The organism is Robertkochia solimangrovi (assembly GCF_007279655.1).
GTDB classification, from domain to species: domain Bacteria; phylum Bacteroidota; class Bacteroidia; order Flavobacteriales; family Flavobacteriaceae; genus Robertkochia; species Robertkochia solimangrovi.
Genome location: NZ_QKWN01000006.1, coordinates 274,020 through 289,603 on the forward strand (window position 1 = coordinate 274,020; position 15,584 = coordinate 289,603).

Below are 15,584 nucleotides of genomic sequence, written 5' to 3' on the forward strand. Positions count from 1 at the left end.
AATATTATCTAACAGCTATTATTTACCCTCAAATCTAATATGGGTTAAAACCGGAAAATGATCAGAAATGAATCGTGCATCAATGGTTTCCGATAAGGTTGCCTGCCTGATCACTTTCCATTGATCTCTGGAAAGAAATATATAATCGATCCTTTTTTCAGGTACTTCCGATATCTCAAACCCATTGAAGGTAGCTATCGGCCCAAACCGATGCTCTTTTGCGAGTAGGAAGGAATCATCAAAAACTTCATTAAGTTTACGAATGGGTTCACTTTCAGGAGTCAGATTCAAATCCCCCATAACGATCACTGGTAAATGATCCGGATTCATGACGGTGGCCTTATTAATAATTAAGGCTGCACTATTGACACGGGCTTCATTTCCGATATGATCAAAATGTGTATTAAATACCATAAATTCTCTACCGGTTTCCAAATGCTTTAATCGCAGTACCGTACAGATCCTGTTCAGGGCAGCGTCCCAACCTTTGGAGGGTTTTTCGGGGGTTGCGGATAGCCAGAAAGTTTCCTGATGTAATAGCGCAAATGCTTTTTTACGATAGAAAACAGCGGTAAACTCTCCCTTATCATTCCCTTCATCACGTCCGATACCCACATAATCATACCCTTTAAGTCCGGATTTCAAATCCTCCAGCTGATGTTTAAGCCCTTCCTGGGTCCCAAAGATATCCGGACTGAAATACTGAAGCTGATCGATCATAAAAGCTTTACGATGGTCCCAGTTATTCAAACTGTCGCCTGGATTGTCATATTTGATGTTGTAGGTCATTACCGAAATTTCCTGAGCTGAAAGCATCAGGGAGAGATGCAGGCATAGTAGTAATAGTAGTGATGTTCTTTTCATTCCATGGGCTTACCACGTAAGCGTTTAAATAGTTCGTAAGATTTATTGATTTGTTCCTGTGAGGCTGTTTCAAATTCACGGTCGGTAACCTTGTAAACATCCTGTACAGAATCCAGTTTCCGTTGTAGTTCTGCAATGATATCCTCATATTCGGGATCGTCGATCAGATTTTTAAGTTCTTCAGGATCCGAAGTAAGATCATAGAATTCCCAGGCATCGATATCATCGTAGAAGTGCATCAATTTATAGCGACCGGTTTTTATACCATAATGTTTCTTAACCATATGGAATGCCGGGTAATCATAATAGTGATAATATAAAATATTGCGAAAATCTGCTTCTTTCATCGTTCCTGTCAACATAGGTTTCAAAGATTCGCCTTGCATATCTTTCTTATATTGCGAAGCTCCGGCAAAGTCCAGGAAAGTCTCTGCGAAATCCAGGTTCTGCACCATGGCATCGTTTTCAGTACCCGGTGCAATAACTTTTGGATAACGCATCAGTAATGGGGTTCTGAATGACTCCTCATACATAAATCGCTTATCGAACCACCCCTTTTCGCCAAGATAAAAGCCTTGGTCCGAAGTGTACACTACCAGTGTATTTTCAGCTAATCCGTTTGCTTCCAGATAATCCAGTAAACTCCCCACACTTTCATCAACAGCAGCTACTGTCGCCAGATAATCGTGTAAATAACGCTGCCCTTTCCATTCAGCCAGTGCTCTTCCTTTTAAGTTTGCGCGATGGAAGGCGTCATTCTTTGCCTGATACGCTTCATCCCAGACTTCCCGTTGTTCCGGACTCATCCGGTCAAAATCTGTGGTCCACGGATTATTTGCCAGTTCCGAACTCCCTTCAGCTATCGTAAGTTTCAGATCATGACCTTCATACATGTCCTTATAGATCGTCTGTAATTGTTGTTGTGCAGCTTTCTGCCCCACATGGTCTGCGAAATAGGTGTCAGGAAGCGGAAATTTTATACTGTCATATTTATTGATATGACGTAAGGCAGGCATCCAGTTTCTATGAGGTGCCTTATGTTGAACCATCAGTAAAAAGGGTTTACTTTTTTCTCTTGAATCCAGCCATTTGATAGCATCTTCGGTTATGAGGTCAGTAGCATATCCCTTAATAACGGTGGTATCTCCGTCTTTGATAAAGTTGGGGTTATAATAATTTCCCTGATCCTGAATTATATTCCAGTAATCAAAGCCCTGCGGATATCCGTGAAGATGCCATTTTCCGATCATTGCCGTTTGATAACCCTCCTTCTGCAGAAACTTCGGAAAGGTGGGCTGGTCGCCATTGAAACGGTCTCCGTTTTGTCGAAAACCGTTGATATGACTATGTTTACCCGTAAGAATAACTGCTCTGCTCGGACCACAAATTGAGTTGGTCACATAGGCTTTGTTGAATTTCACTCCTTCTTCAGCAATCCTGTCGATGTTCGGTGTAGGCGCGAGTTTTGAGAGCGGATGGCCATAAGCAGAGATCGCCTGAAAAGCGTGGTCATCAGACATTATAAAAAGAATATTGGGCCGGCTATCAGCAATAGTATCCGTTACTGTACTGTCTTGTTGCTTTTTACAACCGAACAGGCAACTTAGAACGATTATAGCCCAAATACTTTTCATTTGAAAAAATTTATTTTTCCATTATGACCTCCTCATTGACGATCTTATCGCCAACCATAGTTTCTCTGATAAATGCTGCGATCTCCTTGGTCTGATCATATCCCTTTCCAGACCACTCATGTCCACCACCGGGAATAGAAACCAACTTGCTGGAAACCCCTAGTTCTCGGAGCTTTTTAGCCATTGAGGAAGAACCATCAAGGGGCAGATATCCCGCAGCGTTCGTTTTACAAAAATGATGTGGAGCACTCCCATAAGGAACGAGTTTATCGTTCGTACCATGAACAAAATAAGAAGGTACTGCATTCTCCTCCGTGATATAATCAACATCGAGTATTGCCCCCGCCAATGAAATTACTCCCACGATCCCTTCAGGTCGTTCGATCTGATGTCCATAAGCCGGATAGTTCAGCATAAAAGCAGTATTCAGAATTCCTTCTGCGCCGGCAGAACTACCGGCCAGAATGATCTTATCGGGATCAAATCCCAGATCATTACTATGTTCCTTTAAATAATCAAGTGCCTGAGCGATATTCCTACTGGCGTGTCCAAAAGTATTCACCTTATCTTCGGAAGGGCAATCACAACTGAAACTCCGTCCCTTCATGGTCAGATCATAACTTATCGAAGCTACATTAAATCCTTCCATACTCATCGCTTTGCTGAATTCCACTTCTTTCTGACCGTCACGTGTACCCACTGCAAAACCTCCCCCATGCATCAAAAGAATTAATGGCTTCGGATCAGATTTATCCAGGTCTGTCACCCGATAATAATCCAGCTTTAAGGTATCTTTATAAATATAAGTAACAGGACGAATACCGGATAGTGAAGCACTCGACTGGGCTTCCGATAAAAGAGGAAGCATCAGTATAAACAGCAATAACGATTGGAACTTACGCATAAATTTTATTTCATTTCAACCGTTACTTTACGGTCGGTTGTGGCATCTTTTCCTACAAATATCTCGAAAGTTCCCGGTTCTGCAATAAATTCTAGCTCACTATTATAGAATTTAAAACTATCGGGTTTCAGATCAAAGGTTACCGTTTGCTCCTCGCCACTTTTCAGCAGAATTTTTTTAAACGCCTTCAATTCACGGGATGGAGGGGTAATACTTCTCACAACATCTCTGATGTAAAGCTGTACCACTTCCTCTCCTTCTCTGTCACCGGTATTTTTCACATTTACACTTACCTGTACTCCGGAATTTAATCCGATCTCACTTTTACTTATTTTCAAACCTGAATATTCAAAATCCGTATAACTAAGCCCATAACCAAACGGGATCAGCGGTGAGTTCGGTGCATCAAGATAGTTGGATCTGAATTTCTGAAACGTGTCCGTCCCGGGTCTTCCGGTGATCTTCATACTATAATATACGGGTATTTGCCCTACATTTCTCGGCCAGCTGGTGGTCAGTCTTCCTGAAGGATTATAATCTCCGAATAACACATCAGCAACAGCATTTCCAGCCTCCACACCTGGATGCCATATCTGGAGAATACTCACAGGGAGAGCAAATTCTTCGGAGATATCCATTGGTCGTCCACTCATCAATACGAGTACTACAGGCTTGCCGGTTTTTACCAGCGCCCGGATCAGTACTTTTTGTGATTCCGGAATTTGAATATCGGTTCGGCTTGCAGCTTCACCGGTCATCTCCGATGCTTCTCCGACGACTGCTACCACAACATCTGCTTTAGCGGCATTGTCAAGTGCTTCCTTTAACATCGCTTCCGAAGTTTTTGAATCTACCGTAACTCTCAGACCGAAAACATTGATCTTTTCTGCCAGAGCTTTATCATCCGTAATATTTGCTCCTTTTGCATAAGAGATCGATGCCTGTGGAGCTACTGCTTTCAACCCTTCCATTATCGGAACAGCATACTGAATATCTCCGGTTGGAGCCCAGGTTCCTAACATATTGTTCTTTTCATTCGCCATGGCACCTATCAGCGCGATCTTAGCATTTTTCGCTAACGGCAAAACATCGTTTTCATTTTTCAGCAGAACAAAGGAATGAGCTGCCACTTTACGTGCGATCGCCCTGTGTTCAGCAGAAAGAATATCCTTTGCCGGACGAGAGGAATCATTATACTTGAAAGGATCATCAAAAAGTCCGAGCTTATATTTTGCTTCGAGGATCCGTCTGCACGCTACCGTAATTTCTTCTTCTGTAACTTTTCCCTCTTCCAGTGATTTTTTAAGTGTGGTGAGAAATCCTTCCCCTACCATATCCATATCGAGACCAGCCTTAAGCGCCAGGGCAGAAACCGCTTGAAGGTCACCGAGCCCGTGATCGATCATTTCATTCACCGAGGTATAATCTGAAACTACAAAACCTTTGAATCCCCACCGTTCTCTCAGCAGATCGGTTAGCAACCATTTATTTCCTGTCGCTGGTATTCCATCGATATCATTAAAGGAACTCATGGCACTTCCTACCCCTGCATCGACCGCAGCCTGATAGGGTGGCAGATACTGATTGAACATTTTCACACGACTCATATCAACAGAATTATAATCTCTCCCGGCCTCTGCGGCTCCATACAACGCCAGGTGTTTTACACAAGCCATCATCGTATTTGAAGCGGCAAGGTCATCTCCCTGATAACCTTTTACCATAGCAATCGCCACTTGTGACCCTAAATAAGGATCCTCTCCGGCTCCCTCCGCTATTCTGCCCCATCTCGGATCCCGGGCAATATCGACCATCGGTGAAAAGTTCCAGCAGATTCCATCTGCGGTAGCTTCGGTTGCTGCAACTCTGGCAACCTGCTCCACTAATCCCATATCCCAACTACAGGAAATTCCCAAAGGAATGGGAAACGTAGTTTTATACCCATGAATGACATCGGAACCGATGATCAACGGAATTTTTAGCCGGCTGTTCTTTACAGCGATCTCCTGAGCCTGTCGTACCCTGTCAGGACCAGCTACTCCAAAGAGACCACCTACCTGACCTGCTTTGATCTTTGCTTCTACATTTTCACTGACCACCGCACCAGTGGCCACTCCTCCACCCGGTGTCAGCAGATTTAACTGACCTATCTTTTCTTCCAGGGTCATTTTTGATAATAGTTCTTCCACCTCAGGAATTGAAGATTGTTGTGCTGTCACCGTAATAATGGTGAACAATAGAAGCACGATAATTGAATTTTTTTTCATGTTAGTTGTCATTTAGTTGTTTTGAGAACATCCAGGGCAGAAAATCAGGTTCTGCAAAGGCTGGATCCCAGCTGTTATGATTAGCAGTGTCGTATAATGTAAATTTAGGGTGTGCTCCGGCTTTGAGCAAAGCTTCAACCATCGTAAGTGAATACACTGGATCCACAACGTCATCCATAGCTCCGTGAATCACCCACATGTCGGTATGTTGTGCATACTGTTCTACCATTTCCGGATCACCACCACCACATATGGCGATCGCAGCCGCAAAAACATCCGGACGACGCCATAACATTTCAAAGGTTCCCATGCCTCCCATCGATAACCCGGCTATATAAACACGGGACTTATCTATATAGGATTCTTTCAGTGTTTGATCCAACAGGTCAAGAACCATTCTCAATGCCTTTGACGGGGCTACATTGCTATTGAACTTCAACTTCACACCGGTTTCAGATCGATCAACAGTAGCATTTGACCAGTAATCCTCTTTCGAACATTGCGGAAAAATCACGATCGCAGGGAAGTGTTTTCGATTTAATGGATCTGCAAAAACTTTTCCCCCATGTACGAGTTGAGCGTTGTTATCATCTCCTCTTTCCCCTGCGCCATGCAGGAACACTACCAGAGGATAACTTTTGGTTTTATCCATGTTCTCAGGATACATGATACGATAGAACAGGGAATCGGAATCCCTGACCAGCACTTTACTTTCATATAAAGAATCCTCCTGAGCCATTACTGGTAGCGCGACAAACCATAATAGCAAGACTAAATAAAATAAGCGAGTTTCCATTAATATAGTTTAGTAATTAAATCCTAGTAAATCCAATCCATCGGTAACATCGGTATTCTTCATGAACAAGTCCCATAACAAACCACTCCTGTAATTTTCAATCATAATGATCTGAGGACCCTGATCGATGGCCAAATAGGCCTGAGCCACCCAAAAATCAAATTCCGGACTAAACGCATCATAAAATCCTGCAGGACCGAGCAATTTGGTTCGGTTCTTATAAAAATAATGCATTGCAGCCAGAGAATGCTCAGGCGTATAAGGAATAGAACTAATGGCGGCTGTAGGTGAGATCACACCCGTATCGTTAGCAGGACTATGTGCGGAATAGCCCAGAGACCCATCATTATTTCGAGAATAACTCGCTGTAAGTCCCCAACAATCTTCGCCATAATCGGCAAAGCCCTTAGAGTTCTCCACACAATATTGATAATTGATCAACGTATGAAATCCATTTACCTCCATATAATTTGCATAGCCGTCACTCAATCTTCGGGGATCCAGGCCAAGATAAGAATAATGTGCCCAGAATAACGGACCTCCATAGGCCTCATTGCCCTGATGTTTAACTAAAAGCGGATATCCATATTTCGAGTTTGAACTAATGATATTTCCGTTATCGGCCCACCCATTATCGTATACATCTTTTGTGATGCCATGCTCCGGCGAAGCGGCAGCCAACACATAGGCGATCAAGGTTTCATTATATCCCTTTAAAGGGAGTCCGATTGCAAAACCATTATTCGGACTCCAATGCCAGTACAACGTATTCGTTCCATTGGTATACCAATCCCACTCCACTCCTTTCCACAAAGCTTCAGCCTGTCCGGAAAGTTCCTGCTGACTTGACGTGCCTTCACGTAAATATTCAGCCAGTGTAATCAATCCCTGAACAAGAAAAGCAGTTTCCACTATATCTCCTCCATCATCAAGACTACTGAAAGGAATAACAGCACCCGAACGACCGTCTATCCAATGGGGCCAGGCACCATGGAAACGATCTGCGCTTTCAAGAAAGTCAAGAATCTTTGCAAAACGTGACTCTGCGTCGCCAATACTGATGAAACCACGCTCAACCCCTGCAATTATGGCCATGATTCCAAAACCAGTCCCACCGGTTGCCACCACGTGAGCATCGGCATCGGGGTTGGATAACAGGTATCGCTCTCTTGCAGCTCCAGATTCAGATTCCGCATAATCCCAAAAATAGCGCAGGGTCTGTTCCTGAACAAGATCCATGATCTCTTCATCGGACAGGCTTTCATCACCCCCATTATCTCCACCACAGTCCAAACCACTGGTTCCCGGCTCATTACAAGGATTAGAGTCATCTGAAGAAGAGCAAGACCACAATATCAGTGTAAAAAATATGACAAGGAATTTATGACATTTCATAGATGCGGACTTTTAAAACCAAGCTTTCGCAATCCATTCATGACATCTTCGTTCTTCATGAAAAGATCCCATAACATTCCGGTTCGATAATTCTCGATCATTACCGGAATCGGTCCCTGATCAATGGCCAGATATCTTGGTAAATACCATTGATTCTGAAAACTGAAGGCATCATAAGGCCCATATTTACCGATAAGTGAATCCTGATCCCGATACATAAATCGCAAAAAGTCCATACTCTCCTTAGGAGTATAAGGCATGGAAGACAAAGCTGCTGTCGGAGAGATCACTCCAAGATCGGCTCCCGGTCTGTGTCCTGCATAACCCTTCATCGAATAGCTGGATGTAAGTCCCCAGCATTCGGGACCATACCCCTTAAAATTTTCAGGATTATCCACACAATACCGATAATGAATCAGAGCGTGGTTTTTGTTCAATTCCCAATAATCCGCATATTGATCGGAAAGTCCTCTCGGATCCAAGCCCAAATAGGAATAATGCGCCCAAAACAACGGACCAGTCGGGTAATCATCATGCTCGTAGAAATTGAGCACTGTGGGCAGTCCGTAGTAGGTCGTATCTTTTGCTATTGCTCCATCTCTCGCCCATCCCCTTTCATAGACCTCTTTGGAAACTCCATGGGTGGGTGAGGAAGCAGCAAGCACGTACATGATCAGGCATTCGTTATAGCCTCCCACCGGAAAATTCATATCCCATCCATAGTTCTCAGACCAATGCCAGTACAAAACATCCTTTCCTCCCTGTGTATACCAGTCCCATTCAACCTCCTTCCACAATTTCTGAATGCGGTCGACCAGGTTTAATTCGCGTTCGCTACCATTTTTAAAATACTCTCCGACGGTTAATAATCCCTGAATCAAAAATGCGGTTTCAACCAGATCGCCTCCATCATCCTTTTTACTGAAGGGTTTCGTCTTTCCGGTTTCTCCATTCAACCAATGTGGCCATGCACCATGGAACCGGTCTGCCTTTTCAAGAAAACCGATCATTTTCTCGTAGCGCTCCAATGCCTGCTCTCTGGTGATAAAACCTCTTTCCACACCAACCAGAATCGCCATAAGTCCGAATCCTGTTCCCCCAATGGTTACTATATTCTTATCATCGGAAGGATATATGTTATCCAGATGGATCCGTTCCGGAGCCAAACCGGAATTAGGTTCGGCTCCATCCCAGAAATAATCGAAAGTTTGTCGCTGTACCAGGTCCAGCATACCCACGCTGTCGGCAACCGCTGTATCTTCAACGACCACCCCAGTTTCCGCTTCTGTCTGTTTGGGTTCTGATTTACAGGCGAACAGACCTATTACCAGGGTGATCAAAATTGATTTTAGAAAAGTTCTCATACTCTCAAAGCTGAATTATTCATCATTCATAATCGTTTGGATCTCTTCTTGTGAAAGTACCTTCTCAAAGATTCTCAGGTCATCGATATAACTCAGATCCGATAAATGATCCCATTCTATGAAACGTGGTGCTCCGGAAGCTATGGAAAGTAAATCACATCCTGTCCAGTCTACGGCCGCATAGGATCCCTGTGCAACGACTTCCCCGTTTATATAGAGAATTGCCGTGGTTTGAGACATGGTAAAGGCGATATGTATATACTCACCGGCTGTGGCATCGACCGTTGCTGTAGCACCACCATCCACCCAGGTTTCTCCGGATCCGTTTCCTACATTGAGTTTAATGATCTGTTCCGTTTCACTTCCCTCCCTGAAAAGTCGGAATCCACTGGTTCGTATGTTTTGTGCATCAGGATTATCAGGATCCGGTTGGCTCATCGTCAGAATTCCAGCACGGGTTGGATCAGGATCCACCTTATACCAAAGACTGGCACTGAATTCATCGGAGGTAAGATTACCGGCCGGAAAGGTGAGATAAGAATCTGTTGCACCCGCATAAGCCTGAGACCCACTGAGACCATCATCGGTAAATCCGGGTGATCCCACTTCAGTTGCAGATATTCCTGAAGCCAGATCGATATTGTCTCCATTGAAAGGCATATAGAACACCTCGCCATCATATTCAGGTTCATAATCAGTTCCTCCTCCCATAACCAACTGAATTTCGGTTTCTGAAAGTGCCTTATTAAAGAATCTCAGGTCATCCATCGGACTACTATCCGAAAAGTGATCCCAATAACTAAACGTTTCTCCTCCCGAGCCAATGGTAATGGTTTCGCAACCGGTCCAATCGATAGGCGCCGGTAATGTTGAAGACAACATTTCCTGTCCGTTGAAATAGATCTTGCTTTCGGTCTGAGAAATGGTAAAAGCGACGTGCACCCATTCCCCATCTGCAACATTAAGTACGCCACCATCATTCCAACTTTCCCCATCACCAGTTCCAACGTTCAATTTAATTTGTTGATTAGCGCCGTCTCCTTCTCGGAATAACCGGAATCCCTGATTCCTGTCTTCAGCATCATCTCCGATCACTATGATCCCTGCCCGGGTAGGATCTCCACTCACTTTGTACCAGAAAGTACCACTGAATTCATCCGTGGTCAGAAGTCCTTCGGTTGGATAGGTCAGATAAGAATCCTGTGAACCCTTGTAAGCATTGGTACCTGCATAGGATTCATTAGCAAATCCGGGAGTCCCAACTTTATCGGCATCACGTAAGTTGACGAGATCAAAGAAATTCCCATCAAAGGCCATATAGAAGATCTCTCCGTCGAACATCGGTTCATAGGCCGGTATCTTTTCAAAGTTTACGGTTGAAGAAGAATTCTTTCCGTCGAGGTCGGTAGCAGTTACGGTCATCGTATGTTGTCCATCGGTAAGGCCCTGATAGAGGTATTCCTGAAGGAATATCCTGTAATCCTTAAAATTATCCCAGGTTTCCAATTGGCTGCCATCCATCGTTAAAGTCACGGTACCTAATTCGATATCGTCTTCCACTCTAAAATCGATATTCAAAGTGGTTATCGCTTCAAGCACCTGAATGCTCGTACCTTCATTCGGATAATTTATGGTTATTTCAGGCGCCGTTTCATCGTCACCCGGCTCAACCCTTGTGATAGAGTCTATACCATTATCACAGCCCGACAAGCATAAAATAAGAAACAGGCTTACTATATATTTTAAAGTTTTCATATTTCTGGTTTTTCAACGTATGTATATGTTATTGAAGATCCTGTAATAACGGAAATCTGTCTACCTGTGACTGCGGATAAGGCAGATAGGTTTTGTCAGCCGAAAAAGTTCTACCATCATAGCTCAACTCATCGATACGACCATTTCGGATCAAATCAAAATAGCGTTTCCCCCATTCCATGCTCAGCTCGGCATATTTCTCATCCAACACCTGGTCCAGTGTCACACCACTCAAGGCAGACATGCCAGCTCTGGCCCTTACAGCATTTACTGCAGCATCTGCAGACATTCCACTACCGGAAGCTCCCTGGGTAATGGCTTCAGCGTACATCAAAAGGATCTCAGCATAGCGAATGATATTATAATTCTTATTACTTCCATATTCGGTTCTACCCGGGATCAATTGATTAGAGGGCAGATAATGTTTCCCACTCGCAAACAATGCCCTTGAATAATCATTGATAACATCTCCATCTCGTGTGGTATTGGATACAAAGGAAGGTAACGTTGCATAGGCCGGGTCCGATTTGATCTCGTTGATTCCCCGATTTGTAAAAAGTACGGAAGTCTCAAGACGATCGGTTTCTCCCCGGTCCAGCATAAACTTAATAAACTTCATACTAGGTTCGAAGAAACCCCATCCACTTCCGGCTCCTGCCACTGCAGGTGTCCAGTTCTGCGGACCATAGGGTTGAAATAAATGTCCTTCCCGGTCGCCGGTTCCCATTCCAAAATCGGAATATTGCAATTCAAGGATCACTTCATTACACAGTTTTCCGGGAGTTTTAAATAACTCGTAAAAATCCGGATAGAGCTCAAATTTCCCTGAGTTTATGATCTCAGCGCAGGAATTTGCCACCTCCTGATAATTTGCCAATTCCTGATTTGCCAACGCTTTTACGGCAAGTGCTGTATATTTCGTAACCCCTCCGGGAACATCCAATCGCTCATTTGGCCTCATATCGGGCAGTAATGAGATCGCTTCATCCATTTGATCCGAAATATGTTGCATCACCTCTTCTTTGGTCGGTAATTCAGTTACCAGTAATAAGGCATCGGTGTCTGAGGTTTCCGGAATGAAGATATCGCCCCATACCAATGACAGCTGATATAGCATGATACCCCTTAAAACCTTGATCTCTGCAATGTATTCTTCTCCCTGCTGCACTCCATCGGCATCGGCAAATTCCTGATAACGCGCGATCTGCTCCATGGCAGTATGACAACTGATCACATCCGCATATACATTCTCCCAGAGAAAGTTATACATCCAATAATCCTTATTATAATTGAACAGGTCGGTTTCTGCATAATCCTGCTGATCACCCAGCCCCCCGGCATTTACATCATCGCCTCTTACAGCGATCAACATGGGTTGTTCCCATCCCCTGGACTGAAAGGCTGCATAAGCTCCGATCAGCGAGAGTTCCATATCTTCGGTCTTACCGAAATCGGTTCCTCCGGCGAAGTTGTTGTTCAACTGTGGCTCATCCAGTTTATCGGTACAACCGGAGATCAACAATCCCAGTAAAAAAACTATTAGCTTATATTTTATATTTGGTTTCATCGTAACGCTTTTTAAATTTTAAAATTGACACCAATGGTATACACGGCCGGAATAGGATAGGTTTGATTATCCACTCCATCCGGGACTTCCGGATTGAATCCGTTATAGTCGAAAACGGTCAGTGGTTTTTCCGCTGTCAGATAGATCCTTGTCTGCGGAAATCCCTTGTTTTCCCTTCCTCTATTGATGGTATACCCTACCGTAATGTTTTGAATACGGAAGAATCCTCCTTCCTCAACAAAGTAATCGTTCAGACGCTGATTCCACCCCTTTCTGATACCGGCTGCTGAAGGGTAACTGTTCGTAGTTCCCTCACCATGCCAGCGATTGATAGCGAAATCACGGTCGACGTTGGTATCGTTAGTAAAGATTACTTCTCCCCGTTTACGGTTCAGAATATGATTTCCACCCTGTCCTAAGGCATTCAATGAAAAGTCCAGATTCTTATAGGTAAATCCTAAATTGAAGCCGTAATAATAAGTTGGCAGATAAGACCCTAGTACAGTTCGGTCATCATCGGTAATATCACCGTCGCCATTGAGATCTTTATATTTAAAATCTCCCGGTGCCAGGTTATTGGCTACCGCTACGGGATCAGCATCAACTTCTGCCTGAGTTTGATATACTCCTTCGATCTCACGGCCAAAAAATGCAAAAATGGGTTCTCCTACCATGGATCGCTGACGAAATTCAGCGGATCCAGCATCTATATATTCGGCATCCCCCAGATCGAGCACTTCATTCTTAAGCGTTGAAAAATTAACTCCAAAATAATAACTGAATTCCGGTGATACGACTTTATTGTAATCGAGCGTTACCTCGAATCCTGAATTTCGAATCTTTCCGACATTCTGACGGGTAGTTCCAGGTATCAGTGCTCGTTCCACCGGAATAACCGCATCTTTGGTATCTCTTCGGAAATAATCGAATTCCAGTGAAAGGTCGTTACCGAAGAATCGGGCAGATAGTCCGGCATTGATCTCTTCGGTAACCTCCCATTTCAGTGCCGTAAAATCACTACTGGTATTTAAACCGCTGTAGCGAACATCGCCAAGTGCTGTATAGACCACCTCTGATGTAATAGAACCTTCACTGGAAGGAACCTTGTCATTACCAAGTTTACCCCAGCTACCTCTGATCTTCAGGTAGTCGAATATTCCGTTCTCATCCATAAAATCTTCTTCGGTTACCACCCATCCGGCACCTACGGTTGGAAAATATCCCCATTTCTCCTGGTACTTGTTCGTACCGTCAGCTCTGAAGGTTCCATACAGCAGATATCGATTATCGTAATTATAGGAGATCCTGGTAAAATATGAGAAACCAAATTCTCTGGAGGCATCGTCATAGGTTTCTAAGGGATCGATCACCTCAGCCTGATCTAGATAATAGGATTCTTTTCCTGTTTCGGGAAACCCATTCCCCAATGCACGTAACATCTCAAAGGATTCATCTCTGTAAGAAGTACCGATCATAGCTGTTAGATTATGATTTCCGAATGAATCGGTATAGGTAAGGGTATTATCCCAGATCTGATTGGAAATCGCTTCCTTTCGGTTCAATATGGAATTCGGATTTCTTTGAAAATTCTCACTTATATAATAAGAGAAGCGTAATTCTCTTCTATCTTCTGAGGTAAAGTTGTGATTATAGGCCGTACGGAAGGTCAGTTTACTGGGTACCAGCTGAAATTCTGCATAAAAATTTACCAAAACTTCTCTTATCCTGGAACGTAATTCACTAAAATCCATGGTCGGAAAAGGATTTTGTCCGCCCCGGTATCCCAGATCCTGTGCATTTGCATACGGTATCGGAATCGCATCGGTATTCTGAGGGTCGAGTACCGGCATGGTTGGCACCGCATAATAAGCAAGGCGCCAGGCTGATTCTTCAGGGTCATATCGTGTCGCGTTACTGAAAATAACATTACCACCGATCTTCATCCAGTCGTTCGCTTTAAAATCGATCTTCGATCGAAGGTTAAAACGTTCATATTCATTTTTCATCTTCAGAATCCCCTCTTGTCCAAAATAACTGGCTCCGAGGGCATAGGTGGCTTGCTCACTACCTCCGGTAACGCCTAGGTTATGATTCTGAACGAAGCCGTGTCTTATGATTTCCTTATACCAATCGGTATTTGGTGCAGGCACATTCGGATTAACCCGGCTTCTGCCATAGCGTTGCATGGCATTCAGGATAAATTGTTCGTCAGGTTCAGAACCCGATTCCCGGGCTATGGTGGCGAATTGTTCGGAATTTGCCACTTTCAGTACATTCTGAGCGACCTGGATCCCGGAATAACCATCATAAGTAATCTCTGGTTTTTGATTATAGGTACCCGATTTAGTTTCTATCAGGACCACTCCATTAGCTGCTCTTACCCCATAGATAGCCGCAGCCGATGCATCCTTTAAGACCGACATGGACGCTATATCTGAAGGGTTGAGAAAATCGATGTCGTTAAAAAATGCTCCGTCGACTACATATAACGGTCCGGAAGCATCGGTATCATAAGATCCGATACCCCGGATTCTTACCGTAGGAGATTTCCCGGGAGAACCGGCATTAACGACCTGTAATCCTGCAACCTTACCTTGTAAAGCCTGCATGGCCTGGCCGGTCGGCACTTTCTGAATCTCTTCTGATTTTACAGTGGAAATAGCGGATGTCAGGTCTTTTACAGTAGTGGTACCATAACCGATTACTACTACTTCATCCAATTGATTTTCGGCGACTGACAATGAAATATCCAAAGGATTTTCATCTTTGATAACGACCTCCTGAGATGTTAATCCCACATAAGAAATCACCAACGTTTCACCGATCTCTGCATCCAGGGAAAAATTCCCATCGAAGTCGGTCTGAGTACCCCTTGAAGTACCCTTGACCAGCACGGATGCACCCGGCAATGGCATGTCAAACTCATCTTTGACGGTTCCGGTAATCGTAACCTGTTGGGCATGGACATAGGTACCCACCCAACCAAACAAAGCTAAAACTAGTAGTTTAATCTTCATTTTTGTTCTATTTAAGTTAGC

Annotated in this window: 10 protein-coding genes; all 10 read right to left on the reverse strand. The window is 43.9% G+C overall.

Features of this window, described 5'->3' with window-relative positions:
* Window positions 1-18: 18 nt before the first annotated feature.
* The 10 genes from DMZ48_RS09540 to DMZ48_RS09585 are packed head-to-tail and all read right to left on the reverse strand — an operon-like array spanning window position 19 to window position 15,563.
* Window positions 19-864 (reverse strand): endonuclease/exonuclease/phosphatase family protein, encoded by an 846-nt coding sequence (locus tag DMZ48_RS09540; RefSeq protein ID WP_143954906.1) that lies wholly within the window; start codon window positions 862-864, stop codon window positions 19-21.
* Window positions 861-2,498, reverse strand: coding sequence for a sulfatase family protein (locus DMZ48_RS09545; RefSeq protein ID WP_143954907.1), 1,638 nt, complete (start codon window positions 2,496-2,498; stop codon window positions 861-863). The genes DMZ48_RS09540 and DMZ48_RS09545 overlap by 4 nt, the downstream gene beginning before the upstream one ends.
* Before the next feature lie 10 nt (window positions 2,499-2,508).
* The gene (locus DMZ48_RS09550; protein ID WP_143954908.1) at window positions 2,509-3,402 is read right to left on the reverse strand and encodes an alpha/beta hydrolase; all 894 of its coding nucleotides are present in this window, start codon (window positions 3,400-3,402) and stop codon (window positions 2,509-2,511) included.
* Between the two features lie 5 nt (window positions 3,403-3,407).
* Window positions 3,408-5,669 (reverse strand): beta-glucosidase BglX, encoded by a 2,262-nt coding sequence (gene bglX / locus DMZ48_RS09555; protein WP_143954909.1) that lies wholly within the window; start codon window positions 5,667-5,669, stop codon window positions 3,408-3,410.
* Between the two features lies 1 nt (window position 5,670).
* Window positions 5,671-6,465 carry a carboxylesterase family protein gene (locus tag DMZ48_RS09560; protein ID WP_143954910.1) on the reverse strand — a complete coding sequence of 265 codons (795 nt, stop codon included), beginning with the start codon at window positions 6,463-6,465 and terminating at the stop codon, window positions 5,671-5,673.
* 9 nt (window positions 6,466-6,474) lie between these two features.
* On the reverse strand, window positions 6,475-7,860 hold the full coding sequence (locus DMZ48_RS09565; protein ID WP_143954911.1) for a glucoamylase family protein: 1,386 nt from the start codon (window positions 7,858-7,860) through the stop codon (window positions 6,475-6,477).
* The gene (locus tag DMZ48_RS09570; protein WP_143954912.1) at window positions 7,857-9,224 is read right to left on the reverse strand and encodes a glucoamylase family protein; all 1,368 of its coding nucleotides are present in this window, start codon (window positions 9,222-9,224) and stop codon (window positions 7,857-7,859) included. Before DMZ48_RS09570 ends, DMZ48_RS09565 begins: the two co-directional genes overlap by 4 nt.
* Before the next feature lie 15 nt (window positions 9,225-9,239).
* Window positions 9,240-10,979 (reverse strand): LamG domain-containing protein, encoded by a 1,740-nt coding sequence (locus tag DMZ48_RS09575; protein ID WP_143954913.1) that lies wholly within the window; start codon window positions 10,977-10,979, stop codon window positions 9,240-9,242.
* Window positions 10,980-11,007: 28 nt separating this feature from the next.
* Complete coding sequence (locus tag DMZ48_RS09580) at window positions 11,008-12,546, reverse strand: RagB/SusD family nutrient uptake outer membrane protein (protein WP_143954914.1); 1,539 nt, start codon at window positions 12,544-12,546, stop codon at window positions 11,008-11,010.
* 11 nt (window positions 12,547-12,557) lie between these two features.
* Window positions 12,558-15,563, reverse strand: a complete 3,006-nt coding sequence (locus DMZ48_RS09585) for a SusC/RagA family TonB-linked outer membrane protein (protein WP_143954915.1) — start codon at window positions 15,561-15,563, stop codon at window positions 12,558-12,560.
* Window positions 15,564-15,584 lie beyond the last annotated feature (21 nt).